At 64.9% G+C, this 25,200-nt stretch carries 28 protein-coding genes; 15 read left to right on the top strand and 13 right to left on the bottom strand.

Features of this window, described 5'->3' with window-relative positions:
• Positions 1–71 precede the first annotated feature (71 nt).
• Positions 72–1,271, top strand: coding sequence for a succinyl-diaminopimelate desuccinylase (gene dapE / locus EH240_RS21245; RefSeq protein WP_125002270.1), 1,200 nt, complete (start codon positions 72–74; stop codon positions 1,269–1,271).
• Positions 1,272–1,273: 2 nt separating this feature from the next.
• Positions 1,274–1,879 carry a transporter gene (locus EH240_RS21240; protein WP_125002382.1) on the top strand — a complete coding sequence of 202 codons (606 nt, stop codon included), beginning with the start codon at positions 1,274–1,276 and terminating at the stop codon, positions 1,877–1,879.
• Here EH240_RS21240 and truA read toward each other — a convergent pair.
• The 4 genes from truA to def form a co-directional block, all read right to left on the bottom strand.
• Positions 1,876–2,664 (bottom strand): tRNA pseudouridine(38-40) synthase TruA, encoded by a 789-nt coding sequence (gene truA / locus EH240_RS21235; protein ID WP_125002268.1) that lies wholly within the window; start codon positions 2,662–2,664, stop codon positions 1,876–1,878. The genes EH240_RS21240 and truA overlap by 4 nt on opposite strands.
• A gap of 95 nt (positions 2,665–2,759) precedes the next feature.
• Complete coding sequence (locus EH240_RS21230) at positions 2,760–3,266, bottom strand: GNAT family N-acetyltransferase (protein WP_125002266.1); 507 nt, start codon at positions 3,264–3,266, stop codon at positions 2,760–2,762.
• A complete protein-coding gene (fmt, locus tag EH240_RS21225) occupies positions 3,263–4,198 on the bottom strand; it encodes a methionyl-tRNA formyltransferase (RefSeq protein ID WP_125002264.1) in 936 nt (311 codons plus the stop codon). The genes EH240_RS21230 and fmt overlap by 4 nt, the downstream gene beginning before the upstream one ends.
• Before the next feature lie 5 nt (positions 4,199–4,203).
• The gene (gene def / locus EH240_RS21220) at positions 4,204–4,734 is read right to left on the bottom strand and encodes a peptide deformylase (protein WP_125002262.1); all 531 of its coding nucleotides are present in this window, start codon (positions 4,732–4,734) and stop codon (positions 4,204–4,206) included.
• A gap of 103 nt (positions 4,735–4,837) precedes the next feature.
• Between def and EH240_RS21215 the strand changes: the two genes are divergently transcribed.
• Entirely contained in the window at positions 4,838–6,088 is a 1,251-nt protein-coding gene (locus EH240_RS21215; protein ID WP_125002260.1) for a DNA recombination protein RmuC, read from the top strand.
• A 3-nt stretch (positions 6,089–6,091) separates the two neighbouring features.
• Here the strand turns inward: EH240_RS21215 and EH240_RS21210 are convergent, their stop codons facing one another.
• Together EH240_RS21210 and EH240_RS21205 are read right to left on the bottom strand one after the other, a co-directional pair.
• On the bottom strand, positions 6,092–6,496 hold the full coding sequence (locus EH240_RS21210) for a GFA family protein (RefSeq protein ID WP_125002258.1): 405 nt from the start codon (positions 6,494–6,496) through the stop codon (positions 6,092–6,094).
• 139 nt (positions 6,497–6,635) lie between these two features.
• Entirely contained in the window at positions 6,636–7,595 is a 960-nt protein-coding gene (locus EH240_RS21205) for a cation diffusion facilitator family transporter (protein WP_125002256.1), read from the bottom strand.
• A 257-nt stretch (positions 7,596–7,852) separates the two neighbouring features.
• On the opposite strand from EH240_RS21205, the gene EH240_RS39680 reads away from it, so the two are divergent.
• Positions 7,853–7,978 carry a hypothetical protein gene (locus tag EH240_RS39680; RefSeq protein WP_125002254.1) on the top strand — a complete coding sequence of 42 codons (126 nt, stop codon included), beginning with the start codon at positions 7,853–7,855 and terminating at the stop codon, positions 7,976–7,978.
• Positions 7,979–8,176: 198 nt separating this feature from the next.
• Positions 8,177–8,491 (top strand): quaternary ammonium compound efflux SMR transporter SugE, encoded by a 315-nt coding sequence (gene sugE, locus EH240_RS21195; RefSeq protein WP_125002252.1) that lies wholly within the window; start codon positions 8,177–8,179, stop codon positions 8,489–8,491.
• A 64-nt stretch (positions 8,492–8,555) separates the two neighbouring features.
• Here the strand turns inward: sugE and EH240_RS21190 are convergent, their stop codons facing one another.
• Positions 8,556–8,984 carry a DUF6481 family protein gene (locus EH240_RS21190; protein ID WP_125002250.1) on the bottom strand — a complete coding sequence of 143 codons (429 nt, stop codon included), beginning with the start codon at positions 8,982–8,984 and terminating at the stop codon, positions 8,556–8,558.
• Positions 8,985–9,209: 225 nt separating this feature from the next.
• Between EH240_RS21190 and EH240_RS21185 the strand changes: the two genes are divergently transcribed.
• From EH240_RS21185 to EH240_RS21170, 4 genes are all read left to right on the top strand, one after another.
• The gene (locus tag EH240_RS21185) at positions 9,210–10,298 is read left to right on the top strand and encodes an LLM class flavin-dependent oxidoreductase (RefSeq protein ID WP_125002248.1); all 1,089 of its coding nucleotides are present in this window, start codon (positions 9,210–9,212) and stop codon (positions 10,296–10,298) included.
• Positions 10,299–10,351: 53 nt separating this feature from the next.
• Positions 10,352–11,521 carry an AI-2E family transporter gene (locus EH240_RS21180; RefSeq protein WP_125002246.1) on the top strand — a complete coding sequence of 390 codons (1,170 nt, stop codon included), beginning with the start codon at positions 10,352–10,354 and terminating at the stop codon, positions 11,519–11,521.
• A gap of 86 nt (positions 11,522–11,607) precedes the next feature.
• A complete protein-coding gene (locus tag EH240_RS21175) occupies positions 11,608–12,429 on the top strand; it encodes an arylamine N-acetyltransferase family protein (protein WP_125002244.1) in 822 nt (273 codons plus the stop codon).
• A gap of 3 nt (positions 12,430–12,432) precedes the next feature.
• On the top strand, positions 12,433–13,431 hold the full coding sequence (locus EH240_RS21170) for an LLM class flavin-dependent oxidoreductase (protein WP_125002242.1): 999 nt from the start codon (positions 12,433–12,435) through the stop codon (positions 13,429–13,431).
• A 79-nt stretch (positions 13,432–13,510) separates the two neighbouring features.
• Here the strand turns inward: EH240_RS21170 and EH240_RS21165 are convergent, their stop codons facing one another.
• Positions 13,511–14,131 (bottom strand): L,D-transpeptidase, encoded by a 621-nt coding sequence (locus EH240_RS21165; RefSeq protein ID WP_125002240.1) that lies wholly within the window; start codon positions 14,129–14,131, stop codon positions 13,511–13,513.
• A 484-nt stretch (positions 14,132–14,615) separates the two neighbouring features.
• On the opposite strand from EH240_RS21165, the gene dnaK reads away from it, so the two are divergent.
• From dnaK to EH240_RS21135, 6 genes are all read left to right on the top strand, one after another.
• A complete protein-coding gene (gene dnaK, locus EH240_RS21160; protein WP_125002238.1) occupies positions 14,616–16,532 on the top strand; it encodes a molecular chaperone DnaK in 1,917 nt (638 codons plus the stop codon).
• A gap of 221 nt (positions 16,533–16,753) precedes the next feature.
• Positions 16,754–17,884, top strand: coding sequence for a molecular chaperone DnaJ (dnaJ, locus tag EH240_RS21155; RefSeq protein ID WP_125002236.1), 1,131 nt, complete (start codon positions 16,754–16,756; stop codon positions 17,882–17,884).
• A 162-nt stretch (positions 17,885–18,046) separates the two neighbouring features.
• On the top strand, positions 18,047–18,652 hold the full coding sequence (gene pmtA, locus EH240_RS21150; protein ID WP_125002234.1) for a phospholipid N-methyltransferase PmtA: 606 nt from the start codon (positions 18,047–18,049) through the stop codon (positions 18,650–18,652).
• Between the two features lie 290 nt (positions 18,653–18,942).
• Positions 18,943–19,539: an NADPH-dependent FMN reductase gene (locus EH240_RS21145; RefSeq protein WP_125002232.1), complete on the top strand. Its 597-nt coding sequence runs from the start codon at positions 18,943–18,945 to the stop codon at positions 19,537–19,539.
• Positions 19,539–20,255, top strand: coding sequence for an orotidine-5'-phosphate decarboxylase (pyrF, locus tag EH240_RS21140; protein WP_125002230.1), 717 nt, complete (start codon positions 19,539–19,541; stop codon positions 20,253–20,255). The genes EH240_RS21145 and pyrF overlap by 1 nt, the downstream gene beginning before the upstream one ends.
• Positions 20,256–20,292: 37 nt before the next feature.
• The gene (locus tag EH240_RS21135) at positions 20,293–20,580 is read left to right on the top strand and encodes a DUF1330 domain-containing protein (RefSeq protein WP_125002228.1); all 288 of its coding nucleotides are present in this window, start codon (positions 20,293–20,295) and stop codon (positions 20,578–20,580) included.
• Between the two features lie 87 nt (positions 20,581–20,667).
• Here EH240_RS21135 and EH240_RS21130 read toward each other — a convergent pair whose 3' ends face one another.
• From EH240_RS21130 to EH240_RS21110, 5 genes are all read right to left on the bottom strand, one after another.
• Entirely contained in the window at positions 20,668–21,717 is a 1,050-nt protein-coding gene (locus tag EH240_RS21130; protein WP_245436245.1) for a D-alanine--D-alanine ligase family protein, read from the bottom strand.
• 107 nt (positions 21,718–21,824) lie between these two features.
• A complete protein-coding gene (locus tag EH240_RS21125; RefSeq protein WP_425374818.1) occupies positions 21,825–22,697 on the bottom strand; it encodes an SMP-30/gluconolactonase/LRE family protein in 873 nt (290 codons plus the stop codon).
• Positions 22,697–23,335 (bottom strand): 2-dehydro-3-deoxy-6-phosphogalactonate aldolase, encoded by a 639-nt coding sequence (locus tag EH240_RS21120; RefSeq protein ID WP_125002221.1) that lies wholly within the window; start codon positions 23,333–23,335, stop codon positions 22,697–22,699. The genes EH240_RS21125 and EH240_RS21120 overlap by 1 nt, the downstream gene beginning before the upstream one ends.
• Positions 23,332–24,267, bottom strand: a complete 936-nt coding sequence (locus EH240_RS21115; protein ID WP_125002219.1) for a 2-dehydro-3-deoxygalactonokinase — start codon at positions 24,265–24,267, stop codon at positions 23,332–23,334. The genes EH240_RS21120 and EH240_RS21115 overlap by 4 nt, the downstream gene beginning before the upstream one ends.
• A complete protein-coding gene (locus EH240_RS21110) occupies positions 24,264–25,031 on the bottom strand; it encodes an SDR family NAD(P)-dependent oxidoreductase (protein ID WP_125002217.1) in 768 nt (255 codons plus the stop codon). The genes EH240_RS21115 and EH240_RS21110 overlap by 4 nt, the downstream gene beginning before the upstream one ends.
• Between the last annotated feature and the right edge of the window lie 169 nt (positions 25,032–25,200).

The raw sequence follows: 25,200 nt of genomic DNA, 5'->3' as shown, positions 1-25,200 counted from the left end.
AATGTCGGCGGCGTGATCGCCCACCATGTCCGACCGTGACAGGCCCGTTGCTTTCGACTATCGCTTTGCCCATGAAATTGCCGACCGATCCCGCCCGGAACCTTGCCGCCCTGATCCGCTGTCCTTCCGTGACGCCCGCCGAAGGCGGCGCGCTGCAAACGCTGGAAGACATGCTGAAGCCGCTCGGCTTCTCGGTCGAACGGCCGGTGTTCTCAGAGGACGGCACGCCGGACATCGAGAACCTCTATGCGCGCCGCTCCGGCAATGGCCCGCATCTGATGTTTGCCGGCCATACCGATGTCGTGCCGGTCGGCGACGAGGCAGCCTGGACCCATCCGCCTTTCAGCGCCGAGATCGCCAATGGCGAGATGTATGGCCGCGGCGCCGTCGACATGAAAGGCGGCATCGCCTGCTTCATCGCCGCGGTGGCGCGCCACGTCGAGAAGAATGGCGGGCCGAAGGGCTCGGTCTCGCTGCTGATCACCGGCGACGAGGAGGGGCCGGCCATCAACGGCACTACGAAGCTGCTCGTCTGGGCGGCCGCCAAGGGCGAGAAATGGGATGCCTCGATCGTCGGCGAGCCGACCAATCCGGACGCGATCGGCGACATGATCAAGATCGGCCGGCGCGGCTCGCTCTCCGGCAGCGTCATCGTCAACGGCCGCCAGGGCCATGCCGCCTATCCGCAGCTTGCCGACAACCCGGTGCGCGGGCTGATGAGCCTCGTCGACGCGCTGCTCCATCCGGTGTTCGACAAGGGAACCAAGGATTTCCAGCCGACCAATCTGGAAGTGACGTCGATCGATGTCGGCAATCCGGCGACCAACGTCATCCCGGCGAAGGCGACCGCCACCTTCAACATCCGCTTCAACGACACTTGGGATGCCGAGACCATCCAGGCCGAGATCCACAACCGGCTCGACCAGGCGGCGGGCCGCAAGAAATACCGGCCGGGCAAGAAGACCGCGGTCGATTACGAGCTTGTCTGGCGCGACCGGCCGAGCCATGTCTTCCTTACCCGCGACGAGAAGCTGATCGACACGATGGGCGGATCGGTTGCGGCCGTGGTCGGCAAGACGCCGGCGCTCTCCACTTCCGGCGGCACGTCGGACGCACGCTTCATCAAGGACTATTGCCCGGTGGTCGAGTTCGGGCTGGTCGGCAAGACCATGCACATGGTGGATGAGCGCGTTGCGGTCGCCGATCTCGAGACGCTGACGCGTATCTACGAGCGCTTTATCGAGGACTGGTTCGGACAAGGTCAGACGTGACCATGCTCTCAACGGACGAAACCTTTGCTTCGCTGGCCGGCGCCTGGCGGCTGATGCTCGGCAACGCCGACGGGCTTCGTATGCTCGACCTTTCGGCGGACGGTTTCTGGAACTCCTTCTTCGCCATCGTCGTGGCGGCGCCGGCGCTGATCGTCGGCTGGGTCGGGATCGCCAACGAGATCGGCGACCCGAACGCGTTCGCCGGGCGGCTCAGCATGCTGATCCGGCTGGCAACCGTCGACATCGGCTCCTGGGTGCTGCCGCTGGTGGCGCTTGCCCTGGTCGCGCCGCGCGCCGGCATCGGCGGACGCTTCGTCCATTATGTCGTCGCCTCCAACTGGGCCTCCGCCATCATCGCCTGGCTGATGCTGCCGTCGGCGCTGCTGAGGCTGTTCCTGCCGTCGACCAACGAGATCAGCGGTCTGGTCTCGCTGCTCCTATTCGCGCTGTCGATGGTGCTGACCTGGCGTATGACCAATACGACGATCGGCAAAGGCGCCGCGGCCGGCACCGCCGTGTTCGTCGGCATGTTCGTAGCGTCGCTGCTGGTGCTGTTCGGACTGCAGGCGCTGCTCGGCATCGACATACCGGACGGTACGACCGGCTAGCTGTCGGTGTCCTTAGTGACGACGAGATTGTCGACCGTTTTGGGATAATCGACACCGACGAGGAACAACCCATCGGGCGGGGCAACTTGCCCACAGGCAGCGCGGTTCCGCGCTTCGAGCGCCGCCTTGAGGTCGGCGGCGCTCCAGGAGCCGTCGCCGACGCGCCTGAGCGAGCCCACCATCGAGCGCACCTGGTTATGCAGGAAGGAGCGCGCCGAGGTTCTGACCTCTATGATGTCGCCTACGCGGCTGACATCGAGACGGTCAAGCGTCCGCACCGGGCTCTCGGCCTGGCACTGGGTGGAGCGGAAGGTGGTGAAATCGTGCCGCCCGAGCAGCAGCTTCGCCGCCTCGTGCATGGCCGCGGCGTCGAGGCGCTTCGGCACCCACCAGACCTTGCCCTTCTCCAGCGCCGACGGCGCGCGGCGGTTGAGGATGCGATAGAGATAATGGCGGCCGGTGGCCGAAAAACGCGCGTCGAAATCGTCGGCGACGATCGCCGCCTTGAGGATGGCGATGCGCGCGCCGGCCGCCTGCAGATGGGCGTTGACGGCATCGCGCACCTTGTCGCCCGGCCAGGCTTTGGCTAGATCGACATGCGCCACCTGGGCGGTGGCGTGCACGCCGGCGTCGGTGCGGCCGGCGGCACGCAATCTTACCTCTTCGCCGCAGAATTTCGCGACCGCCTGTTCGATCGCCTGCTGCACGGAAGGCTGATCCGCCTGATGCTGCCAGCCGGCGAATTGGCTGCCGTCATATTCGATGTCGAGACGAAAACGCGGCATGCTCAGACAACTGCCTGCGATCGAAACGAGGCCTTGTCTTCTCGTTCGAGCATGATCTTTCCCGAAAACCGGTTCCCACTTTTCGGGATCATGCTCTAGGCGGCCAGCGCGGTGAACGCCGAAGCATAGACCAGCTTGCCTGTCTCGGGCGCGTCGCCCCAGGCCAGCGCCTGCAGCGCCTCGCCCTGGTACTCGCTCTCGAACTTCTCGGCGCGGGCGTGGGTGTAGCCGAAGCGGCCGTAATAGGCCGGATCGCCGAGCACCACGGCCAGCGTCTCGCCGGCTTCCTTGAGGCGGATGTGCGCCTCGCGGATCAGCGCGCCGCCGATGCCGGTGCCGTGAAAGGACGGCTCGACCGCCAGCGGCGCCAGCGCCACGGCGGCGAAGCGCTTGCCGCCCGACTGGACGAAAAGCCTGGAAAACAGGATGTGGCCGACGACCTGGCCGTCTTCTTCCGCGACCAGTTCGACGACGGTGTCGCCACCGGCGACCAGCGCATCGACCAAACCCGCTTCGGTCCGCTGGCCGAAGGCATGCTCTTCGACGAGGCGGATCGCCTCGCGATCCCGCGGCGTCGCCGCGCGTATCGACATCATGCTCATTTGAGTTTCATTCCTTTTTCGATCTTGGCCCCGCGCAGGAACTCCTGCGCGGCGGCAGGCCTTCCGCCCGCCCGTTGAACTTCGACCAGCCGGACCGCGCCTGACCCGCAGGCGACCGTCAGCCGGTCATCGAGAATTCCTCCCGACTCGCCGACGCCGTTGGAAAGCGTCGAGCGAAGCAGTTTCAGCCGCTCCATGCGGCCGCCAATTTCGACCTCACACCACGCGCCCGGAAAGGGCGAGAGGCCGCGGATGTGATTGTGGACTTCGCCGGCAGGCCGCGTCCAGTCTACGCGTGTCTCCGATTTATCGATCTTTCGGGCGTAGGTCACCCCCGCCGTCGCCTGTCGGGTAAATGTCAGACAATTTATCCCCAGCCGCGTCAGCGCTTCCACCATCAGCGAAGCGCCTATGTCCATCAACCTGTCATGCAATTCACCGGCGGTCATATCGGGTGCGATGGGGCATTTTTCAACCAATGCCACCGGACCGGTGTCCAAACCCTCCTCCATGCGCATCACCATCATGCCGGTCTCGGCATCGCCGGCCATGATGGCGCGCTGGATGGGGGCAGCACCCCGCCAGCGCGGCAGAAGCGAGGCATGGCCGTTGAGGCAGCCTAGTCTGGTGGCCTCCAGGACGGGCTTCGCCAGGAGCAGGCCATAGGCGACGACCACGGCGACGTCGGCCCGCAAGGCGGCAAAGGCCTGCTGCTCGGCCTCGCTCTTCAGCGATGCCGGCGTTCGCACCTCGAGGCCGAGCCGCTCCGCCTCGCGCTGAACCGGCGAGGGCGTCAGCTCCAGCCCGCGCCGGCCGGCGGCGCGCGGCGGCTGCGTGTAGACGGCGGCGATGTCGTGACCGGCTTCGGCGATCGCACGCAGCGTCGGCACGGAAAATTCCGGCGTGCCCATGAAGATGACGCGGAGGGGCATAACCCCTACCCCACCATCTTGCCCGGCGCCTTGTCCTTGGCGAGCTTCTTGAACTTCTTCACCACCATGTCGCGCTTCAGCTTCGAGATGTGATCGATGAAGAGCACGCCGTTGAGATGGTCGATCTCGTGCTGCAGGCAGGTCGCCATCAGGCCTTCGGCCTGCATCTCCTGCAGCTTGCCGTCGCGGTCGAGATATTTCACACGCACGGCGGCAGGACGCTCGACCTCGGCATAGTAATCCGGAATCGACAGGCAGCCTTCCTCATAGACCGAGCGCTGTTCGGAGCTTTCGAGGATTTCCGGATTGATGAAGACATGCGGCGCCGGCGGTTCGTCCTCCTTGGCGAGGTCGATGACAAGCAAGCGCCTGGGCTCGCCGACCTGGATCGCCGCAAGCCCGATGCCGGGCGCGTCGTACATGGTCTCCAGCATGTCGTCGGCGAGCTTGCGCAAATCGCCGTCGACGCGCTCCACCGGTTTGGAAACCTGGCGCAGGATCGGATCGGGAAGGATGATGAGCGGCTTGATCGACATGGCGTCTCACCTAAGACCTCGCCACAAAAGCGTCAACCGGGACATCTTTCGCCTGTTCACGTTTTGATCTGAGCCGGCGGGCCGAATCGGTTATGCTGCCGACATGAACGACATGACCTCCATCCTTTCGGAACCGCTCGCGCGGCTCGGCGCCACCACGATCACGCTCGGCCAGGCGCTCGGTTTCGGTGCGTTGCTGCTGCTGGCGTTGTTCCTGGCGCTCGTCATGGCGTTGTGGCGCGCGGCGAAGGCGCGCATGGTGGCGGCGGCGGAAACCGCCGACCATGCCCGCGACACCGAGGCCAGGATGGCCGACATCCTCCAGTCCCAGGCAGAGATGCAAGGGCGCATGGGCGCGATCGCTGAGGTGTTCGGCGCCAGGCAGGCCGAGCTCACCCAGTCGCTGGGACAGCGGCTCGACGCCATGACCGGCCGCTTGGGCCAGACGATGGCCGACCAGACCAAGTCGACGCATGAAAGCCTGGCCAAGCTGCAGGAGCGGCTGGCGGTGATCGACACCGCCCAGGGCAACATCCAGTCGCTCGCCGGCCAGGTCGTGCAGTTGCAGGCGATCCTCTCCAACAAGCAGACTCGCGGCGCCTTCGGCCAATCGCGCATGGAGGCGATCGTCGCCGATGGACTGCCGCACGGCGCCTATGAGTTCCAGGCGGGCCTGTCGAACGGCAGCCGGCCGGACTGCCTGGTGCGGATGCCGAACGGCGCGCCCGCGCTCGCCATCGACGCCAAGTTTCCGCTGGAAGCCTGGAACGCCATGCGCGCCGCCGAAGGCGCCGACTTGCAGAAGGCGGCCGCGCAGGCGTTCCGGCGCGATATCGAGGTGCATATCCGCGACATCGCCGAAAAATACCTTATCCAGGGCGAGACGCAGGACACCGCCTTCATGTTCGTTCCGTCGGAATCGGTATTCGCCGAGATCCACGAGAATTTCGAAGTAGTGGTGCAGAAGGCGTACCGCGCCCGCGTCGTCATCGTCTCGCCGTCGCTGCTGATGCTGTCGATCCAGGTCATCCAGTCGATCCTAAAGGACGCGCGCATGCGCGAGCAGGCGCATCTGATCCAGGGCGAGGTCATCCGCCTGATGGAGGACGTGGCGCGCGTCGACGAGCGCGTGCGCCGGCTGCAGACGCATTTCGGCCAGGCGGCCAAGGACATCGACGACATCCTCGTCTCGACATCGAAAGTGACCAAGCGCGGCCAGAGGATCGAGGCGCTGGAGTTCTCCGAAGGGGAAGCCGAGCCGCCGCGCAGCCCGGCCAAGGTGGAGGCCGGCGCGCGCGTGGCCGACTCCAAGACAGGCCAGCTCAGGCTGCGTGTCGTCGAGGGCGACGACTGATCGCTACTGCTCCTCGATAACCCTGGTGCCCTCGAATTCCGGCAGCCAGTGCAGCGCCGAGCGGTGCCAGTACTGTGTTCTCGGCACCAGCTGGTCGCGCTGGCGGGCCGTGCCGGTCCTGACGCCGTAGACTTTCGGCCCATCGCCCGCAGACGTGGCGTACAGGTGCGAGCCGCAATCGCCGCAAAAGCCCTGTGCCCGTTTGGCGCCGCTCGACCCGGTCTTGATGTAGACCTTGGGCGCGCCCTTGGTGATGCGATAATCCTCCTCCGGCACCCGCACCGTGACGCGGAACGCTGTGCCCGTGAGTTGCTGGCAATCCGTGCAGTGGCAGATCGAGGTCTTTTCCGGATCGACCTCCGCCTCATAGGTGATGGCGCCGCAATGGCACCCGCCGTCGATTTTCATCGGCATTCCTCCTTGGAAAGTTCTCTCCGCCTAAAGCAGGTCGCGTGAAAAAGGTTTCACACGACCTGCTTTAGGTCTTTGATTTTCAGCATGTCTTTGTCCCGAAACCGCAGCACACTTTCGGGAGACATGCTTTAGCCTAATCCCCGCCGGGCGCTTCCGCGATGGCCTTGTGCCGCTGCTCCCATGTGCCAGTTGCCTGCGGCTTGACGAACAGCCTGGCGATCTCAGGCATCTCCGTCTTCAACCGCGCCTCCAGGCGCTCGACACAGGCCTCGATATCAGGCGCGCTGAGATGATCCTCGAATTCGATGCTGAGGCCCGCGACGATTTCCGCTGGACCGATGTGGACGCTCAATATGCCGTTCGCCCGCTGCACCGCCGGATCCTGCTCGGCGATCGCCAGAACCTTGCGCTGCACCTCGGGCGAGGCGGGCTCGCCGAGAAGCAGGCCCTTGCTCTCGCGCGCCAGGAAGATCGCGGTGGCGCCAAGGATGATCGCGATGCCGATCGAGCCGACGCCGTCGAGTTCCGGAATTTCCAGCAGCTCGGAGGCAAGGATGCCCGCGAACGCGACGATCAGGCCAAGCAGCGCCGCGCTGTCTTCGAACAGCACGGTGTAGACGGTCGGATCCTTGCTTGAACGCACCGCCTGGAACCAGCCCTGTTCGCCTTTCTGCTGGCGAAACTCCTTCAGCGCCACCAGCCAGGAACTGCCCTCGAACAGAAAGGACAGACCAAGCACGATGTAGTTGATCCGGGCGTTGACGACCGGCTCGGGCGCCATGATGTGGATGACGCCCTCATAGAAGGAAACACCGGCGCCCAACGCGAACACCAGAAGCGCGACGATGAAACTCCAGAAATAGAGCTCGCGGCCATGGCCGAGCGGATGGGTGCGGTCGGGCGGGCGCGCGGCGCGACGCATGCCGTGAAGCAGAAGCGCGCCATTGCCGGTGTCGACCAGCGAATGCACGCCTTCCGACAGCATCGAGGAGGAGCCGGTAAAGGCTGCTGCGGCGAACTTGGTCAGCGCGATCGCGAGATTGCCGGCGAACGCGGCGTAGATCACCCGTTTCGACCCGGCATGCCCTGCCATTCGATTCTGACCCTCACCGACATATCGAGCTTAGCGACCCGGTGGCTGAAGCTCCACAGACAATGCGCCAGCCGTTCCGAGGTTCAAGGATTCACAGACACGCACCCCGCCCAACGCCCGAAACATGTTTCGAGGCTGGTGGATCAAGGGAAAACGGTTAACATCAGGGAGGCCGGCTTTCGAAGCGGCAAGCGGCCTCTTGCGGTCCGGCGCTTCTCTTGTTTCACTTGGGCCGCCCACAATCGGAGGAGCGAATCATGGCTAAAGGTGCGATGAAGGCGAGCAAGGAAGCCCGCAAGCCGAAGAAGGACGCGAAGAAACCAGCCGCGGCCCCGGCTCCGAAGGCGCCGCCGGTCAAGGCGCTGCGCATCAAGGAGAAGTAAGCCGCCAGCGCGGCCGATCCGTCTCGATGCGGATTTGAACCGGCGGCATGCCGAATGCTGCCGGTGTTTTGTTGATCGGGGGCCAGAACTCCCCATATCAGCGCCGCGAGGACGACCTCGCTTCCCCGAAAAACCGGCCGGGACGACCCGCCGCGTCAAGCATCGAGCGCTCGATGCTTGATCGATGGAGCGTTTGCGATGTCCTGGATCTTTCTCTTCTTCGCCGGCCTGTTCGAGATTGGCTGGGCGATCGGCCTCAAATATACCGATGGTTTCTCGAAGCCGCTGCCGACCGTGCTAACCGTCGCCTCGATGGTCGTCAGCCTTGGCCTGCTCGGGCTGGCGTTGAAGACGCTGCCGGTGGGCACGGCCTATGCGGTGTGGACGGGCATCGGCACCGTCGGCATGGCCGCGCTCGGCATCTGGCTGCTCGGCGAACCGGCGAGCGTCGTGCGGCTTGCCTGCATCGGCCTGATCGTCTGCGGCATCGTCGGGCTCAAACTTGTCGCCTGACACAGGACGCACGCGCTCAGGGCCGCCCCTGGCGGCCCTGCAACATCATGGAACGAAACCTTCGTTAGCGGGCGGAGAAGCCCGGCGGCGCCCTGCCGGTACGAGCCTTGCGAGCGGCGTAGCGCGCGTCGCGCTTGGCCTTGCGCTCGGCCTCTTCAGCAAGCACGCGGGCGATGCGCTCGGTCTCTTCGGCCTCGCGGATCTTCGCCTCGGCAGCCGCCGCCTCTTCGGCGGCACGGCGGGCCGCTTCCGCAGCGGCTTCGCGCTCTGCCTTCTCGGCCGCTTCGCGCGCCAGCTTCTCCTGCTTCAGCCTGGCCTTCTCGGCCTCGCGGATCGCACGGGCCTCGAGAATCGCCTTGCGTTCCGCCTGACGCGCCAGCACTTCTGGATCGTCCGCCGCCGGCTTTGCCTTGAAGCGCTCCAGGAGCGCCTTCTTTGCCTCGTTCGCGGCGTTGCGCCGTTCGAATATGTCTTTTTCCCTGTAGATAGCCAAGTCCACTTCCCTGAAGTCAATTCGCGACGCTTACATACGCGCGAAAGCGATGAGTTCAAGCGCCAAAACGGTATGCCAGCCATGAAAATCTGCACTGTTGCCGCGAGGCTACGTCACGAAAGGCGATGCACCGTTCACAAATCGCGCCTCTGGCGGCTCGCAAGGCCGATCGCTACCTCTAGCGCCAACGATCAACGCCCAAGCAGGGCATCAGGATGCATGAAAATGGAACTCGGCCTCTATACTTTCGCGGATGTCAGCCCGGAACCCGGCCCCGGCGCCATCGGACCGCATGAACGGTTGCGCAACCTGATCGAGGAGGTCGAGCTGGCCGACCAGGTCGGTCTCGACGTGTTCGGCCTCGGCGAGCATCACCGCCCCGACTATGCGGCCTCGGCGCCGGTCGTTGCCCTTGCGGCTGCCGCGGAGCGGACGAAGCGCATCAAGCTCACCAGCGCGGTCACCGTGCTCTCTTCCGACGATCCGGTGCGCGTCTTCCAGCAATTCGCGACACTCGACCTTCTGTCCGGCGGCCGCGCCGAGATCATGGCCGGGCGCGGCTCCTTCATCGAATCCTTCCCGCTGTTCGGCTACAATCTCGAGGACTATGACGAGCTCTTCGCCGAGAAGCTCGATCTCCTGCTTGCCATCCGCGACCAGGTGAAGGTGACGTGGCAGGGCAAGCTGCGCGCGCCGATCAACGGCCGCGGCGTCTATCCGCGGCCCTTCCAGGAAAAGCTGCCGGTCTGGATTGCGATCGGCGGCACGCCGCAATCGGCGGCCCGCGCAGGCGCACTCGGCCTGCCGCTTGCGCTTGCCATCATCGGCGGCGAGCCGGCACGCTTCGCGCCGCTGTTCGAGATCTATCGCGAGGCGGCCAGGCGCGCCGGCAACGATCCCGCCACACTCGCCACCAGCCTCAACGTGCACGGCTTCATCGCCGAGACCACGGAGAAGGCGGCCGACGATTTCTACGCACCGCAGGCTGAGGTGATGAACCGCATCGGCCGCGAACGCGGCTGGGGGCCGACCTCGCGGGCGCATTTCGACCACGCGCGGGGTCCCGGTGGTGCCTTGTTCGTCGGCAATCCCGAGCAGGTGGCGGAAAAGATCGTCGCCCAGCACAAGATCTTCGGCAACGACCGCTTCCTCTTGCAGATGGCGATCGGCACCATGCCGCACGCCAAGATCATGAAGGCGATCGAGCTCTACGGCACCAAGGTGGCGCCGATCGTGCGCAGGGAAGCGGCGAAGGCCGAGCCGGCAGTGCCGGCGCCCGTCCGACGGCCGAGGCCTTCTATAACCGCCGGCTAACGGAACCTTGGCGCGGCAAGCACGTTTTGCTCGACGATCGCGAGGGGAAACCGATGAAAGCCGAAACGACCGCTTCGGGCGCGAGCGTTGCCGAAAGCCCGGATTCGCGCGCCGGAGCACGCGCCGAATTGCGGCTGATGCGATCGCTCATGATTGGCATCTTCATCCTGATGACCGTCGCCGCGCTTTATTTCGCTCGCGCCTTCTTCATGCCGGTGATCCTTGCGTTCCTGTTGGCGCTGACGCTGACGCCGATCGTGCGCTTCCTGCGCAAGCGCGGCATTTCGGAAGTGGTCTCCGCGACGCTCCTGGTGCTGCTCTCCGTCTTCGTTTTCGCCAGCGCCGGTTACCTGCTCAGCGGCCCGGTCATCGACCTCATCAACAACAGCTCGTCGATCGGCCTCCGGCTGACCGAGAGGCTGGCGCCGTTCAAGCGTCCGCTCGAAAGCATCATGGAGATCTCGCACCAATTGGAAGCGCTGACCGAGACCGCGCAGGAACCCGGCGTGCAGAAAGTCGCGGTGGCGCCGTCAGGTGTCCTGTCCACAGCAGCTAGCAATATCCTGTCGGCGGGAACCAGCATCACCATCGTCTTCGTGCTGTCGCTGTTCCTGCTGGCGTCGGGCACCTTGTTCTACGAGAAGATCGTCCAGTCCTTCCCCAACTTCACCGAGAAGAAGCGGGCGCTGCGTGTGGTCTATGATGTCGAGCAGGAGATCTCGCACTATCTGCTCACCGTCGCCCTCATCAATGCCGGTCTCGGCACGGTTATCGGCCTCGGCCTGTGGGGGCTCGGCATGCCCAATCCGATGGTCTGGGGCGCCGCGGCGGCACTCCTCAATTTTCTGCCCTATGTCGGCGCGCTGATAACTATCCTCCTGGTCACTGTCATCGCGCTGATCAGCTTCGATACGATCTCCTACGCGCTGCTGGCGCCCGCTTTCGTTTTGTTGTGCGACATCGTCGAGGGCCAGTTCGTGACCCCGACGGTGGTCGGCCGGCGCCTCGAGATCAATGCCGTGGCGATCTTCATCGCCATCGCGTTCTGGTCATGGCTGTGGGGTTTCGTCGGCGCGCTGATGGCGGTGCCGCTGCTGGTTGTCATCAAGGTGTTCTGCGACCATTTCGACGGGCTCAGCCATGTCGGCAATTTCCTGGCCGCGCAGCAGACCATGGCGATCGACGACGAGGCTGCCGAAAGCAACCACAAGTCCGCCGCCTGAAGCTGGCCCAATCCCGTGTCCGGTCGGTTGTTTGCGGCACCCATGGCGAGTGCCTATATCGGTCCGGTCAAGCCGGACCTGCATGCATGAGCGACTTCGATCTCGATGGTTATTTCACCCGCATCGGCTATGGCGGGCCGGCCGACCGCTCGCTCGCCACGCTCAAATCGCTGCACGCCGCCCATCCGCAGGCGATCCCGTTCGAGAACATCGATGCGCTGATGGGCGTTTCGGTCGGGCTCGATTCCGCCTCGCTGCAGGATAAGGTCTTCAAACGCGGCCGCGGCGGCTATTGCTTCGAGCACAATCTGATCTTCAAGCATGCGCTTGAAGCGCTGGGCTTCACCGTCAGCGGGCTCGCCGCCCGCGTGCTGTGGGGCCAACCGGACGACGCCATCACGGCGCGCAGCCACATGCTGCTGCGCGTCGAGCTCGATGGAAAAACCTGGATCGCCGACGTCGGCTTCGGCGGCCTGACGCTGACGGCGCCGCTGCTGCTGGAGCCGGATCGCGAGCAGCAGACGCCGCATGAGATGTTCCGCATCGTCGAGGGGGCCGATCATTTCCGGCTGCAAGCCAATATCGGCGGTGATTGGCGCACGCTCTACCGCTTCGACATGCATCGGGCCTACGAGGTCGATTATCAGGTGAGCAGCCATTTCCTGTCGACGCATCCGAGCTCGCATTTCCTATCGACCCTGGTCGCGGCGCGCGCCATGCCCGACCGGCGCTACGCGCTGCGCAACAACCGGTTGTCGACGCATCACGTTGGCGGGCGCACCGAGCAGCGGGAAATCGCAACGGCTGCCGAACTCGCCGACGTGCTGGAGAGCCAGTTCGCCATCATCATCCCCGACCGCGCCGCCTTCGAGGCGAGGCTGCGGCAGAAGCAAATCGTGGAGACCTGATCAATGACGGCCCTTTCGGTTCTCGACCTGTCGCCGATAACCTTCGGCAGCAATGCCTCGCAGTCGCTCGCCAACTCGCTCGACCTTGCCCGCCATGCCGAGCGGCTGGGCTACAAGCGCTACTGGCTCGCCGAGCACCACAACATGCCGGGCATCGCCAGCGCGGCGACTTCCGTTGTCATCGCCCATGTGGCGGGCGGCACCAAGACCATCCGCGTCGGCGCCGGCGGCATCATGCTGCCCAATCATGCTCCGCTGGTGATCGCCGAGCAGTTCGGCACGCTCAACGCGCTTCATCCGGGCCGCATCGACCTCGGCCTCGGCCGCGCGCCGGGCACCGACATGATGACGGCGCGGGCGCTTCGCCGCAATCTTGAGGCCAGCGACAACTTCCCCCAGGATGTGGTCGAGCTGATGGGTTATTTCCAACCGGCCGAGGATGGACAGCGCATCCGCGCGGTGCCAGGCGAAGGGCAGCACGTGCCGGTCTGGATCCTGGGCTCCAGCCTCTATGGCGCGCAGCTTGCGGCACTGCTTGGCCTGCCCTACGCGTTCGCCTCGCATTTCGCGCCGGCCGAGCTCGACCACGCGCTGGAGGTCTATCGCACGCGTTTCCAGCCGTCGGCTGGGCTCGACAAGCCCTATGTGATGCTGGGCCTCAATGTCTTTGCCGCACCCACCGACGCCGAGGCGAAGCTTTTGTTCACCTCGCTGCAGCAGGCTTTCGTCAATCTGCGCAGCGGCCGGCCCGGGCAATTGCCGCCGCCGGTCGAGAACTACGACCGCGACCTCGATCCGGTCGCCAAGACCATGCTTGCCCAGGCGCTCTCCTGCGCCGTCGTCGGTTCGCCGGAAACGGTCCGCCAAGGCATCGACGCCTTCGCGCGCCGCACCGGCGCCGACGAATTGATGGTGACGGCGCAAATCTTCGACCACGCGGCGCGGGTGCGCTCCTTCGAAATCTTGGCGGACGCGCACAGATCGCTGTCGCAAGCGGCTTGAGGCCCGACCCGAAAACCGTGCTGCAGGAGGGAGCGTTGGTGATTGCCGGCGCAAAAGGCACACTTTTCTTGGAGTTGCTCTAAATAACGATCACCTTGGTGCCGATTGGGGCGCGGTCGTAGAGATCGATGATGTCCTGGTTCATGAGGCGAATGCAGCCCGCCGACACGGCCTTGCCGATGGACCACCATTCGGGGCTACCGTGCAGGCGATATCCCGTGTCACCCTTCTCATTGTAGAGATAGAGCGCCCGCGCGCCGAGCGGGTTCATAAGTCCGCCTTCCATATGGGCCGGTATGATGTGGCCCCGGTTGCGCTCGCGCACCATCATCGCCGACGGCGCGCTCCAATCCGGCCATTCGCGCTTCCTCTCGACGTGGGCGGTGCCATGCCACTCGAAGCCCGCCTTGCCGACGCCGATGCCGTAGCGTAGCGCCTGACCGTCTCCAAGCACGTAGTAGAGGAATTTCGCTCCTGTATCGACAATGATGGTGCCGGGCGCCTCGTCGGTCGCATAGGGCACTGTCTGCCGATGGAATTTTTGGTCGACCTTGTAGATCGGAACCGGCGGAATGCGGAAACCAGCGTCGGTGAAGCCCCCATAGGCTAAGGGAGAACTCTGCAGCCCGCCGCCGACGGTACATCCGGAGAATGCGAGCATCCCGGCAAATACCATGATCAGGATCGATTTCGCGCGCATGATCCAAGCCGGCGCTCGTGCCAGCGATTTGCCGCATCTCGCCTTATTCGTAGTCCCGCATGCCTCTCTTGCCAAGCGTTCCATTGTCTCCGCCGGCTGATTGCCGGCCACATGACGGCAAAAGATGTTTTCGGACCTATTCGCGACCCTAAGTCACGCCCCCAGGGCAAAGCTTCCCCCCGCCCGACATGCGACTGACGTATGACGACGATGTTACGTTCGGGAAAAAGCCTGCCTGGACAATTAGATAGGGCAAATCCGGTTCGACCCCGGCTTATGACGGGCCTGTCCGTTTCCCGAGCCCCTGCCGGATAGCAGCCACCTTGCGCAGAATGCTTGCGCCCCGTGCCGCCTGTTCTTATATACGCGCCAGCCGTCCGGCCTTTAGAACCGGGGACCGTGGCGGAATTTCTTGTGAACAGGGGCTTTCGTCGGAACGCCTTATCAGGGTCCTGAGAGCCTGCTTAGAGGAGAGACTAGAACAATGGCAAAAGTAATCGGTATCGACCTCGGAACCACTAATTCCTGCGTCGCCATCATGGACGGCAAGGATTCAAAGGTCATCGAGAACGCTGAAGGCGCGCGAACGACCCCTTCGATCGTCGCTATCAGCGGCGACGGCGAGCGCCTCATCGGCCAGCCGGCCAAGCGCCAGGCGGTGACCAATCCTGAAAACACCATCTTCGCGGTCAAGCGCCTGATCGGCCGCCGCTATGAGGATCCGGTGACGGAAAAGGACAAGAAGCTTGTCCCCTACAAGATCGTCAAGGGCGACAACGGCGATGCCTGGGTCGAGGCCGGCGGCAAGAAGCTGTCGCCCAGCCAGATCTCGGCCATGATCCTGCAGAAGATGAAGGAAACGGCGGAAGCCTATCTCGGCGAGAAGGTCGAGAAGGCGGTCATCACCGTTCCGGCCTATTTCAACGACGCCCAGCGCCAGGCGACCAAGGACGCAGGCAAGATCGCCGGCCTCGAGGTGCTGCGCATCATCAACGAGCCGACGGCCGCCGCGCTCGCCTATGGCCTCGACAAGAAGGAAGGCAAGACCATCGCCGTCTATGACCTTGGCGGCGGCACCTTCGATATTTCCGTGCTGGAGATCGGCGACGGCGTCTTCGAGGTGAAGTCGACCAACGGCGACACCTTCCTTGGCGGCGAGGACTTCGACATGCGCCTGGTCGAATACCTGGCGTCCGAGTTCAAGAAGGAGCAGGGCATCGACCTCAAGGCCGACAAGCTCGCCTTGCAGCGTCTGAAGGAAGCCGCAGAGAAGGCCAAGATCGAGCTGTCGTCGACGACGCAGACAGAGATCAACCTGCCCTTCATCACCGCCGACGCCAGCGGGCCGAAGCACCTGACGATGAAGCTCACCCGGGCGAAGTTCGAGAGCCTGGTCGAGGATCTCGTGCAGCGCACGATCGACCCCTGCAAGGCGGCGCTCAAGGACGCCGGCCTGAAGGCGGGCGAGATCGACGAGGTGGTGCTGGTCGGCGGCATGACCCGCATGCCCAAGATCCAGGAGATCGTGAAGCAGTTCTTCGGCAAGGAGCCGCACAAGGGCGTCAACCCGGATGAGGTGGTCGCGCTGGGTGCTGCCATCCAGGCCGGCGTGCTGCAGGGCGACGTCAAGGACGTGCTGCTGCTCGACGTGACGCCGCTGTCGCTCGGCATCGAGACGCTGGGCGGCGTGTTCACCCGGCTGATCGAGCGCAATACCACCATCCCGACCAAGAAGAGCCAGGTGTTCTCGACCGCCGAGGACTCGCAGTCGGCGGTGACCATCCGCGTCTTCCAGGGCGAGCGCGAGATGGCGGCCGACAACAAGATGCTCGGCCAGTTCGACCTGGTCGGCATTCCGCCGGCTCCGCGCGGCGTGCCGCAGATCGAGGTCACCTTCGACATCGACGCCAACGGCATTGTCAACGTCTCGGCCAAGGACAAGGGCACCGGCAAGGAGCACCAGATCCGCATCCAGGCTTCGGGCGGCTTGTCCGACGCCGACATCGAGAAGATGGTGAAGGACGCCGAGGCCAATGCCGACGCCGACAAGAAGCGTCGTGCCCTCGTCGAGGCCCGCAACCAGGCCGAATCGCTGGTGCATTCGTCTGAGAAGTCGCTGAAGGACTATGGCGACAAGGTCTCGGAGGCCGACCGCACGGCGATTTCCGACGCGATTGCGGCGCTGAAGACTGCTGCCGAGGGCGACGACGCGGCCGACATTGAGGCCAAGTCGCAGACGCTCGCCGAAGTTTCGATGAAGCTTGGCCAGGCCATGTACGAGGCCTCGCAGAAGGAAGCGGCCGAAGCCGACGCCAAGGCGGACGCCGCCAAGGACTCGGACGTGGTCGACGCCGACTTCGAGGAGATCGACGAAGACGACGAGAAGAAGAAGTCGGCCTGAGCCGGCTGACGGCAGAAATAATGCGAAAAGCCCGGCGCAAGGCCGGGCTTTTTTGCAAACTTGAACAAAAATGTGCCGGCCTGACCGAAAAAGTGACGGAAAACACAGGCCAGGCATGCGCTGGCTCTGGCATCCGGGCGGCATCGCTCCTAAATCGAACAACGTGCCGGCGACGACGCAACAATGCTTGAAGACATTGAGCATCCGGACAGCGGGAAAAAATGAAAGCTGATTTCTACGAAACGCTGGGTGTGCACAAAGGTGCCGACGACAAGGAGCTGAAGAGCGCTTTCCGTAAGCTCGCCATGCAGTTCCACCCCGACCGCAACCCCGGCGACCATGCCTGCGAGCACAAGTTCAAGGAAATCAACGAAGCCTACGAGACGCTGAAGGACCCGCAGAAGCGCGCGGCCTATGACCGTTTCGGCCACGCCGCCTTCGAGCAGGGCGGCATGAACGGCGCGGCGCACGGCTTCGGCGCCGGCGGCTTCGCCGACATCTTCGAAGACATTTTCGGCGACATGATGGGCGGCCGCCAGCGCCGTTCGTCGGGCGGCCGCGAGCGCGGGGCGGACCTGCGCTACAACATGGAGATAACGCTGGAAGAAGCATTTTCCGGCAAGACGGCGCAGATCCGCGTGCCGGCCTCCATCTCCTGCTCGGAATGCTCCGGCAGCGGCGCCAAGCCAGGCACGCAGCCGGTCACCTGCGCCATGTGCCACGGTCACGGCAAGGTGCGCGCCACGCAAGGCTTCTTCTCGATCGAGCGCACCTGTCCGCAATGCCAGGGCCGCGGCCAGACGATCAAGGACCCCTGCCCGAAATGCGCCGGCCAGGGCCGCGTCACCGAGGAGCGGTCGCTGTCGGTCAACATCCCGGCCGGTATCGAGGACGGCACCCGTATCCGGCTTGCCAATGAGGGCGAGGCCGGCCTGCGCGGCGGTCCTTCAGGCGATCTCTACATCTTCCTCGCCGTCAAGCCGCACGAATTCTTCCAGCGCGACGGCGCCGACCTTTATTGCAAGGTGCCGATCTCGATGACGACCGCCGCCCTGGGCGGCTCGTTCGAGGTCACCACGCTCGACGGCACGCAGACCAAGGTGAAAGTGCCCGAAGGCACCCAGAACGGCCGCCAGTTCCGGCTGAAGGGCAAGGGCATGCCGATACTGCGGCAGCCTAACATAGGCGACCTCTACATCCAGACGGCGGTCGAGACGCCGCAGAACCTGTCGCGCCGCCAGCGCGAGCTCCTGGAAGAGTTCGAGCAGCTCTCCTCGAAGGACAATTCGCCCCAGTCGAGCGGCTTCTTCGCCCGCATGAAGGACTTTTTCGAGTCTTTCGGCGAACATTGATTTTTCCCGGCGCAAGTCGTTGTCCCAAAATTGCCTCGCAGTTTTGGGCGACTTGGGTTTGCAAGCTCCCGAGCGTCATCAACACCTTATGCCAGATTGATATCTTGCGTTGCCCCACCTAGCTGATAAGTAGCGGTTCGGGGAGCGTTGAGGAGAGCTCGCATGGCACGTGGTCCCGGATTGCGCAAAGCGCTGGCGGAAAAGTTCGACGACGAGCTGAAGTTCTTCAAAGGCTGGATCGACAAGCCGAAGGCCGTCGGTTCAATCGTTCCCACAAGCTCCATCACCGCCCGCAAGATGGCCTCGATCGTCAACCCGAAATCGGGGCTGCCGGTGCTCGAGGTCGGTCCCGGTACCGGCGTCATCACCCGCGCCATCCTGGCCCAGGGCGTGAAGCCGGAAAATCTCTACGCGGTCGAATATTCGACCGATTTCGTGCGCCATCTGCGCCGGCTCTATCCGCGCGTCAACGTCATCGAAGGCGACGCCTTCAATCTCGACGCCACGCTCGGCGACAGGCGCGGCATGGTGTTCGATTCGGTCGTTTCCGGCGTGCCGCTGCTCAACTTCCCGGTCGCCCGGCGCATCGCCTATCTCGAAAGCCTGCTCGACCGCATCCCGGCCGGCCGGCCGGTCGTGCAGCTGACCTACGGTCCGCTGTCGCCGATCCCCCCCGGCCGCGGCGACTATACGGTCGAGCATTTCCACTTCGTCTTCCGCAACATCCCGCCGACGCAGTTGTGGATCTACCGGCGCGAGGCGCATTAGTTTCTCTGGTCGCTCGGCGATTGCCATCGTCATCCACGGGCGGAGCAAGGAGCGCAGCGACGCAGCGCAGACCCGAGGATCCATGCCGTGACTTCTAGGCGCCGCTGCGGTGCAGAATTCTGCTCCACTGCTCTCCCATGGCCAGGTAACGGAATGGATCCCAGGGTCTCCGCGACGGAGCTTCGCTCCTGCTCCGCCCAAGGGCTTCGGCCAATCCTAAGCGTTTTCTAGCTCCAGCGCGTTGATTTGAGCGACCCTTGGCTGTACCTGTCCCGAAACAAGGGTGGCCAATGGCGGTAATCCCAAGAATCCTCGTCTTCGCGGGCTCGGTCCGTACCGGCGCTTTCAGCGGCCGGACGGCCGACGTGGCGCAGAAGGAGCTCGCCATGCAGGGCGCCGAGGTGACCCGCATCTCGCTTGGCGACTATCCGCTGCCGATCATGGACGAGGATCTGGAGACGGAAAAAGGCGTCCCCGAAAACGCCGTTAAGCTCGGCCGGCAGATTGCGGCTCACGACGGCTTGCTGATCGCGACGCCGGAATATAACGGCTCGATCCCGCCGCTGCTCAAGAACTCGATAGACTGGGTGAGCCGGCTGCGGCGCGACGACAGCCGCTCGTTCCGCCCACTTTACGGCAAGCCCGTCGCGCTCTGTTCCTCCTCCGAAGGCAAGTTTGCCGGCATACGTTGCATCAACCATCTGCGCGCGGTGCTGGTGCGCTGCCAGATGGAAGTGATCACACCGGAATGCTCGGTTTCCGGCGCCGGCGAAGCCTTCGCCGAGGACGGGCAGTTCAGGGACGCCAGACTACACCAATCGATGGAGCGCCTATGCCGTACACTAATCGAAACCTCGCGCATGCTCTCCGTGCGGATCGAGGCCTGATGCACCCCGGCACCTTGCTACAAGGCGACACCATGCGCGACAGGCTGATCGTCGGCCTCGACGTGCCGACGCTAAAAGACGCCGAAAAGGCGGTGCGCGAGCTCGAAGGCACCGTCTCCTTCTACAAGATCGGCTACCAGCTCGCCTTTGCCGGCGGGCTCGATTTCGCGCGCGAGCTGGTCAGCGGCGGCACGAAAGTCTTCCTCGACATGAAGCTGCTCGACATCGACAACACGGTGGCCAAGGGCGTCGAGAACATCGTCAAAATGGGCGTGACGATGCTGACGCTCCATGCCTACCCCAAGGCCATGAAGGCGGCGGTGGAAGCGGCGCGGGGCAGCGAGCTGTGCCTGCTCGCGGTGACCGTGCTCACCTCGATGGACGAGCAGGACATCATCGACGCCGGCTATGAATACGATCCGCACACGCTGGTGCTCAGGCGCTCCGAACAGGCGCTGCACGCCGGCATGGGCGGCATCGTCTGCTCGGCCGAGGAGGCCGAAGCCGTACGCCGGATCGTCGGTCCCGACATGGCTGTCGTCACGCCGGGTATACGGCCGAGCGGCAGCGACCATGGCGACCAGAAGCGCGTGGTGAGCCCGGCGCAAGCGATCCGCAACGGTTCCAGCCACCTGGTCGTCGGCCGGCCGATCGTCGCGGCGCCGGACCGGCGCGCTGCGGCCGAGGCGATCCTGGCAGAGATGCTGTCGGCATAACGCCGATCCTCGCGCGCAAGGCAAAAAGGAGAAAATCATGCCAAAGGGATACTGGATCGCTCGCGTCGATGTTCGTGATGCCGAGGGCTACAAAGACTATGTCGCCGCCGCGAAGCTCGCCTTCGACCGCTTCGGCGCGAAATTCCTGGCGCGCGGCGGCGAGCACGAGAAGGCCGAGGGACCCGGGCGCGCCCGCAACGTCATCATCGAATTTGAATCGTTTGCCGCGGCGCATGACTGCTACCACTCGCCGGAATACCAGCGCGCCGTCGCCATCCGCCAGAAAGTGGCCGACGGCGAGATCGTGCTGGTCGAGGGGATTTAGTTCGTCGGCGCAGGGGTTTGATGGGAGCTCCGCTCCTGCTGCGCCCTGAGACGACGACGCTGAGACGGCTTCGGCCGATCTCGAAGGTCATAACCCCAACCGGCTCGCAGCCGTCTCGGCCATAGCGTCCGCCAGGCTCATGCCCCATTGCCTGCGGCAATAATCGCGAAAATCGAAGCAGGGCAGGCCGGGACAGACTTCGAACTCGATGAGGTGGATGGTGTCGTCGGCCTCGACCCTGAGATCGACGGAGAAGACGTCCTTGAGGCCAAGCCCGGTTATCAGCTTTTGCACCAGGACGCGGATCGCCCGATCGGCCGCGGGCTGGCTGGCGGCGACTGGCTGAAGCTCCGGCTCGGCATAGGCTCCCGCGGCCCTGGCGGCCCGGCCAGCATCGCCATAGAGCGCCATGCTGTCGGCCATGGTCTGGAAGTCACCGCGGGACTCGACGAAGGCGACGCCGAGCGCCTCGACCCCGGTCTCGGGTTTCAGCCCGAGGAAGCTTGCCCGTGCATTGCGGCCGGCAACATAGGGCTGGACGACGACGTCGTCGCGGTAATGGGAAAATACACGCCGGCTAAGGTTCAGCGCATGGCCGAGTTCGGTGATGCGCGAATCCGGCCAGATGCCGATCTTGGCGCCGAGCCGGTTGGGTTTGACGAACCAGCCGGCGGGCGAGGCCGGCGGCTCGACCAGCCATTCCCCGTTTCGCGCCAAGCCTGCCGTCGGCACCGGCAGTCCGAGCGCGCCGAGCACCGCGCCGGAGCGGAACTTGTCCTGGCAGAGCGCGAACAGCGAATCGTCGGCGCCGATGGTCTTGAGCCCGCTCAGCCGCGCCATAGCGGGTGCTGCGCCGCCACGGAAATAGGCGATGCCGTCGGTCAGCGTCCAGACCAGGGTTTTGGCCGGATCGGCCTTTGCCAACACGGTGGCGGCGGCGTCCAGCTCGACGGCAACGAAGGCGAGGCCGCGCTTTTCGCAGGCGGCGGCGAGCTGGTCGAATTCAGGCGCGAGGTCGGTCGACTGCGCCAGATAGGACGATATCTCGGTGGCGCGTTCCGCCGGGTAGCCGTCGGCGACGAGCCGGTCGAAGCAAGCCTTCTCCGGCTCATGGACAAGGATCAGCGTCGGCTGCATGGATTGGTATGCTCCAGCAAAATCAGGCGCCACCATCGCATGGCCACTGCAATCGGCTTGCGGGAAATCGACCGGGCCGGGCGATTGCTTGACAGTGGCAAGCTTGATCAGGCGATCAGCACGCGCGGCTCGAAGCGGCCCCTGACCGGAATATCGAGGAGGAAGGTCATGCCGGCCTGCGGGTCGAGCTTGCGCTGTTTCTCGTCCTTGCCCTTCCAGGCCGATGTCACAGCGATGCGGTCGGCCTTTTGGCCGACGAAGGCCGGGCATGAGGGCTGGGTCACCGGCATCGCGATTTCGCGCAGCAGCGTGCCGTCCCGCGCATAGGCCTTCACCGCCTTGCCGCCCCAGACCGCGTTCCACAGCACGCTGTCGCAATCGACGACGGAGCCGTCGACATAGCCCTTGGACGAGCGGTGATCGACGAACACTTTCGGCTCACCTGTCGGCAGGCCGGTTGCCGGATCGCAGGCGACGCGCATCAAAAGTCCGGTCGAGGTATCGGTGTAGTAGGCGATCGTTCCGTCTTCGGAAAAGCAGATCGAGTTGGAGACGGTGATGTCGGAGAACAGCCGGCGAAGCTCGCCCTTGAAGAACCAGTAGATCGAGCCGGCGCCTTTCTCCTCGGCCTTGCCCATCGTGCCGGTCCAGAAGGCGCCGCAGGGATGGACGCGGGAATCGTTGGAGCGGGTGAGTGGATTGTCGGCCTCGATCGGCGTATGCAGCGTCAGCTTGCCGGTCGCGACATCGCGGACCTGCAGGCCGACCTCCGTGGCGATGAGCTGGCGGGCATCGTCGATGATCGCGATGGCGCTGGCCATCACGCCGAGATCGTGGATCTTCAGAGCGCCGGCGAGTGGCTTTTCCAGAAGCTTGCCGTTGACAATGTCGAACCAGAACAGCGTGTCGGTGGCGGGATCGTAGCTCGGACCCTCGCCGAGCTCGCAGATATGGTCGCTGAGAACCGAAACGCTATCCATCATGCTCCTCCGAAGGCTTCGTCCCAGGCGGCGACCGCGGCGCGCACGCGCTGCGCCACGTCCTCGACACTGGCGCCCGGCTTGTAGAGACTTGATCCCAGACCGAACACGCTGACGCCAACCGCCTTGTAGCCGGCAAAGTCCTTGTCGGAAACGCCGCCGACGGCGCCGATCAGGGTCGTGGCCGGCAGCACCGCGCGAATTGCCGCAATACCGGCTGCGCCCAGCACGCTGGCCGGAAAGAATTTCAGCGCCGAGGCGCCGAGCCGGATCGCCTGGAATGCTTCGGTCGGCGTGAACACGCCAGGCATGGTGACCATGCCGTAGTGCATCGCGCGGCCCATCACCTCGGCATCGACGTTGGGGCTGACCAACAGACGGCCACCGGCCTTATGCAGGGCGTCGACATCGGCGGCCGTCAGCACCGTGCCGGCACCAACCAGCGCGGTCGTGGGAAGCGCTTCGGCGATGCCCGCGATGGAGGCGAACGGCTGCGGCGAGTTGAGCGGCACCTCGATCGCCTCGATGCCGGCGTCATGGACCGCCTGTCCGATCGCCACCGCCTCGCCGGGCTTCAGCCCACGCAGGATGGCGACGAGGCCACGCCTGAGTTTCGGGAAAGGTGCAGTCTCAGTCATGCGGCGCCTCCAATCATGCCGTTCTCGCGCGCGGCTTCGACAAGGCCGGCGCGCACCGCTTCATCGGCGTCGACAACCCGAAAGGCAAGGCCGGCCAAGCCGAGAGCGGCGCCATAGAGCGCGACCAGCGCGCCGGAGGCGATCAGCACCACCGGGGCTTCGCTGGCGCCATAGCGGCGCTTGGCCGAAGCGATCTCGCCGCCGATCAGCAGTCCGGACAGGCAGGCCGCCGCCTCGTCGGACTTCAAATCCTGCAGCAGCCCGGCGGCGCGGATCGCGAACAGTTTCGAAGTGACGTCGCCGCCTTCGCCCAGCGCCCGCTCGCACCACTGGTGGAAGAAGGGATTGTCCGCGCCGACGGCAGCCGGATGCTCGCCCAGCGAATGCTTCAGGATCGAATGCGAAGCCAATACGGAAAACAATTCGCCGGTCGGCCAGGTGCCGAAGCCGGCGACCGCGCCATCCTCGACCGCGACCCATTTCGAATGCGTGCCGGGCATGCAGACGAGATGACGGCCCTTTGCCGGCAAACCGGCGCCGGCGAGCTGCGTTTCCTCGCCGCGCATGACGTCCGGCGCGTCGGCCAGGCGCTGGGCGAGGCCAGGCACGATGCGGATATCGCGGCGCTGGCCCTCGATGCGGGCGGCGCCGGCAAGAATGGCGCCGATCGGCGACGGCACGGTGACGTATGGCGCCTCTATCCAGCCTTGGCGCGAGCCCGCCATGCCGCAGATGATGACGGGCAGTGCCTCCGGCGCTCCCATGGCGGCGAGATGGCCTTCCAGCACAGTCGCAAAACCTTTTTCGCGCGCGGTAATCAGTCCGTCGTCGCCGCGCCGCTCGGCAAGCACCTTGCCGGCGCCGTCGAGCAGCCAGGCCCTCAACCTTGTCGTGCCCCAATCAAGCGCCGCGACCGCAGGCGCGCCGCTCACAGCACGCCTCCGTCGACGATCAGCATCTGCGCCGTCAGCATGCGCGAGGCGTCGGACGCTAGGAACAGCACGGTGCCGACAACGTCGTCGGGCTGCATGGCATCCTTGATGCATTGCTTGGCGACATGGGCGGCAAGCGCCTCTTCGGTGACCCACAGCTCCCGCTGGCGCTCGGTGATCACCCAGCCGGGCGCGACCGCGTTGACGCGGATGCCGTCGGCGCCGAACTTGCCGGCAAGGCCCTTGGTGAGGCCGAGTATGCCGGCCTTGGCGGCGGTGTAGGCCGGCATGTCTGGATGGTTGATGAGATAGGATGTCGAGGTGAAGTTGATGATCGAGCCGCCGCCGGCGCGCTTCATGCCCGGCGCCACCGCCTGCGCGGTGAAGAAATGCGGCCGCAGGTTGATCGCAAGGTTGTTGTCCCAGAACTCGACCGTGACGTCCTTCACCTCATGGCGATCGTCGAGCGCGGCGTTGTTGACCAGCGTCGTGATATCGCCATGCGCTTCCGCTGCCTTTGCCACCGCGGCGCGCAGCGCCTCGACGTCGCGCAGGTCGGTCTTGAGGTAGAGCGGGCGCCGGCCAAGCTCCTTTTCCAGGCGATCGGCGAGCGCCGTGCTCGGACGGTCAGCAATGTCGATGAAGGCGACCCTGGCGCCCTGCCGCATGAAGCCCTCGGTCAGCGCGGCACCGATGCCGGAACCGCCGCCGGTGATCAGCACCGAGGCACCGTCGAGATCGGCGAAACGCGCCGATGGCATCATGATCTTTTTTCTCCGCTTGGCCGGCGCGCATCCTAGCCATGCCGGCCCCGGGGGCAAGGGAGAAACGGCGGATTTTGCGGCTTATGTCTGACAAAATTGGCCCCTTGTGTGGCAGGGCCATCGCATCTGGCGTTTCCCCTCACCCAGCCTCCGCTTCGCTCGGCTGACG

It is taken from the genome of Mesorhizobium tamadayense, assembly GCF_003863365.1.
Classification (GTDB): domain Bacteria; phylum Pseudomonadota; class Alphaproteobacteria; order Rhizobiales; family Rhizobiaceae; genus Mesorhizobium; species Mesorhizobium tamadayense.
Note: the sequence above shows the minus strand (reverse complement) of the source record. Positions and strands in the feature narration are given on the sequence as shown.

Coding starts and splice junctions, on each gene's coding strand:
- dapE (WP_125002270.1), top strand. CDS start 72: ATGAAATTGCCGACCGATCCCGCCCGGAACCTTGCCGCCCTGATCCGC.
- EH240_RS21240 (WP_125002382.1), top strand. CDS start 1,274: ATGCTCTCAACGGACGAAACCTTTGCTTCGCTGGCCGGCGCCTGGCGG.
- truA (WP_125002268.1), bottom strand. CDS start 2,664: ATGCCGCGTTTTCGTCTCGACATCGAATATGACGGCAGCCAATTCGCC.
- EH240_RS21230 (WP_125002266.1), bottom strand. CDS start 3,266: ATGAGCATGATGTCGATACGCGCGGCGACGCCGCGGGATCGCGAGGCG.
- fmt (WP_125002264.1), bottom strand. CDS start 4,198: ATGCCCCTCCGCGTCATCTTCATGGGCACGCCGGAATTTTCCGTGCCG.
- def (WP_125002262.1), bottom strand. CDS start 4,734: ATGTCGATCAAGCCGCTCATCATCCTTCCCGATCCGATCCTGCGCCAG.
- EH240_RS21215 (WP_125002260.1), top strand. CDS start 4,838: ATGAACGACATGACCTCCATCCTTTCGGAACCGCTCGCGCGGCTCGGC.
- EH240_RS21210 (WP_125002258.1), bottom strand. CDS start 6,496: ATGAAAATCGACGGCGGGTGCCATTGCGGCGCCATCACCTATGAGGCG.
- EH240_RS21205 (WP_125002256.1), bottom strand. CDS start 7,595: ATGGCAGGGCATGCCGGGTCGAAACGGGTGATCTACGCCGCGTTCGCC.
- EH240_RS39680 (WP_125002254.1), top strand. CDS start 7,853: ATGGCTAAAGGTGCGATGAAGGCGAGCAAGGAAGCCCGCAAGCCGAAG.
- sugE (WP_125002252.1), top strand. CDS start 8,177: ATGTCCTGGATCTTTCTCTTCTTCGCCGGCCTGTTCGAGATTGGCTGG.
- EH240_RS21185 (WP_125002248.1), top strand. CDS start 9,210: ATGGAACTCGGCCTCTATACTTTCGCGGATGTCAGCCCGGAACCCGGC.
- EH240_RS21180 (WP_125002246.1), top strand. CDS start 10,352: ATGAAAGCCGAAACGACCGCTTCGGGCGCGAGCGTTGCCGAAAGCCCG.
- EH240_RS21175 (WP_125002244.1), top strand. CDS start 11,608: ATGAGCGACTTCGATCTCGATGGTTATTTCACCCGCATCGGCTATGGC.
- EH240_RS21170 (WP_125002242.1), top strand. CDS start 12,433: ATGACGGCCCTTTCGGTTCTCGACCTGTCGCCGATAACCTTCGGCAGC.
- EH240_RS21165 (WP_125002240.1), bottom strand. CDS start 14,131: ATGCGCGCGAAATCGATCCTGATCATGGTATTTGCCGGGATGCTCGCA.
- dnaK (WP_125002238.1), top strand. CDS start 14,616: ATGGCAAAAGTAATCGGTATCGACCTCGGAACCACTAATTCCTGCGTC.
- dnaJ (WP_125002236.1), top strand. CDS start 16,754: ATGAAAGCTGATTTCTACGAAACGCTGGGTGTGCACAAAGGTGCCGAC.
- pmtA (WP_125002234.1), top strand. CDS start 18,047: ATGGCACGTGGTCCCGGATTGCGCAAAGCGCTGGCGGAAAAGTTCGAC.
- EH240_RS21145 (WP_125002232.1), top strand. CDS start 18,943: ATGGCGGTAATCCCAAGAATCCTCGTCTTCGCGGGCTCGGTCCGTACC.
- pyrF (WP_125002230.1), top strand. CDS start 19,539: ATGCACCCCGGCACCTTGCTACAAGGCGACACCATGCGCGACAGGCTG.
- EH240_RS21135 (WP_125002228.1), top strand. CDS start 20,293: ATGCCAAAGGGATACTGGATCGCTCGCGTCGATGTTCGTGATGCCGAG.
- EH240_RS21130 (WP_245436245.1), bottom strand. CDS start 21,717: ATGCAGCCGACGCTGATCCTTGTCCATGAGCCGGAGAAGGCTTGCTTC.
- EH240_RS21125 (WP_425374818.1), bottom strand. CDS start 22,697: ATGGATAGCGTTTCGGTTCTCAGCGACCATATCTGCGAGCTCGGCGAG.
- EH240_RS21120 (WP_125002221.1), bottom strand. CDS start 23,335: ATGACTGAGACTGCACCTTTCCCGAAACTCAGGCGTGGCCTCGTCGCC.
- EH240_RS21110 (WP_125002217.1), bottom strand. CDS start 25,031: ATGATGCCATCGGCGCGTTTCGCCGATCTCGACGGTGCCTCGGTGCTG.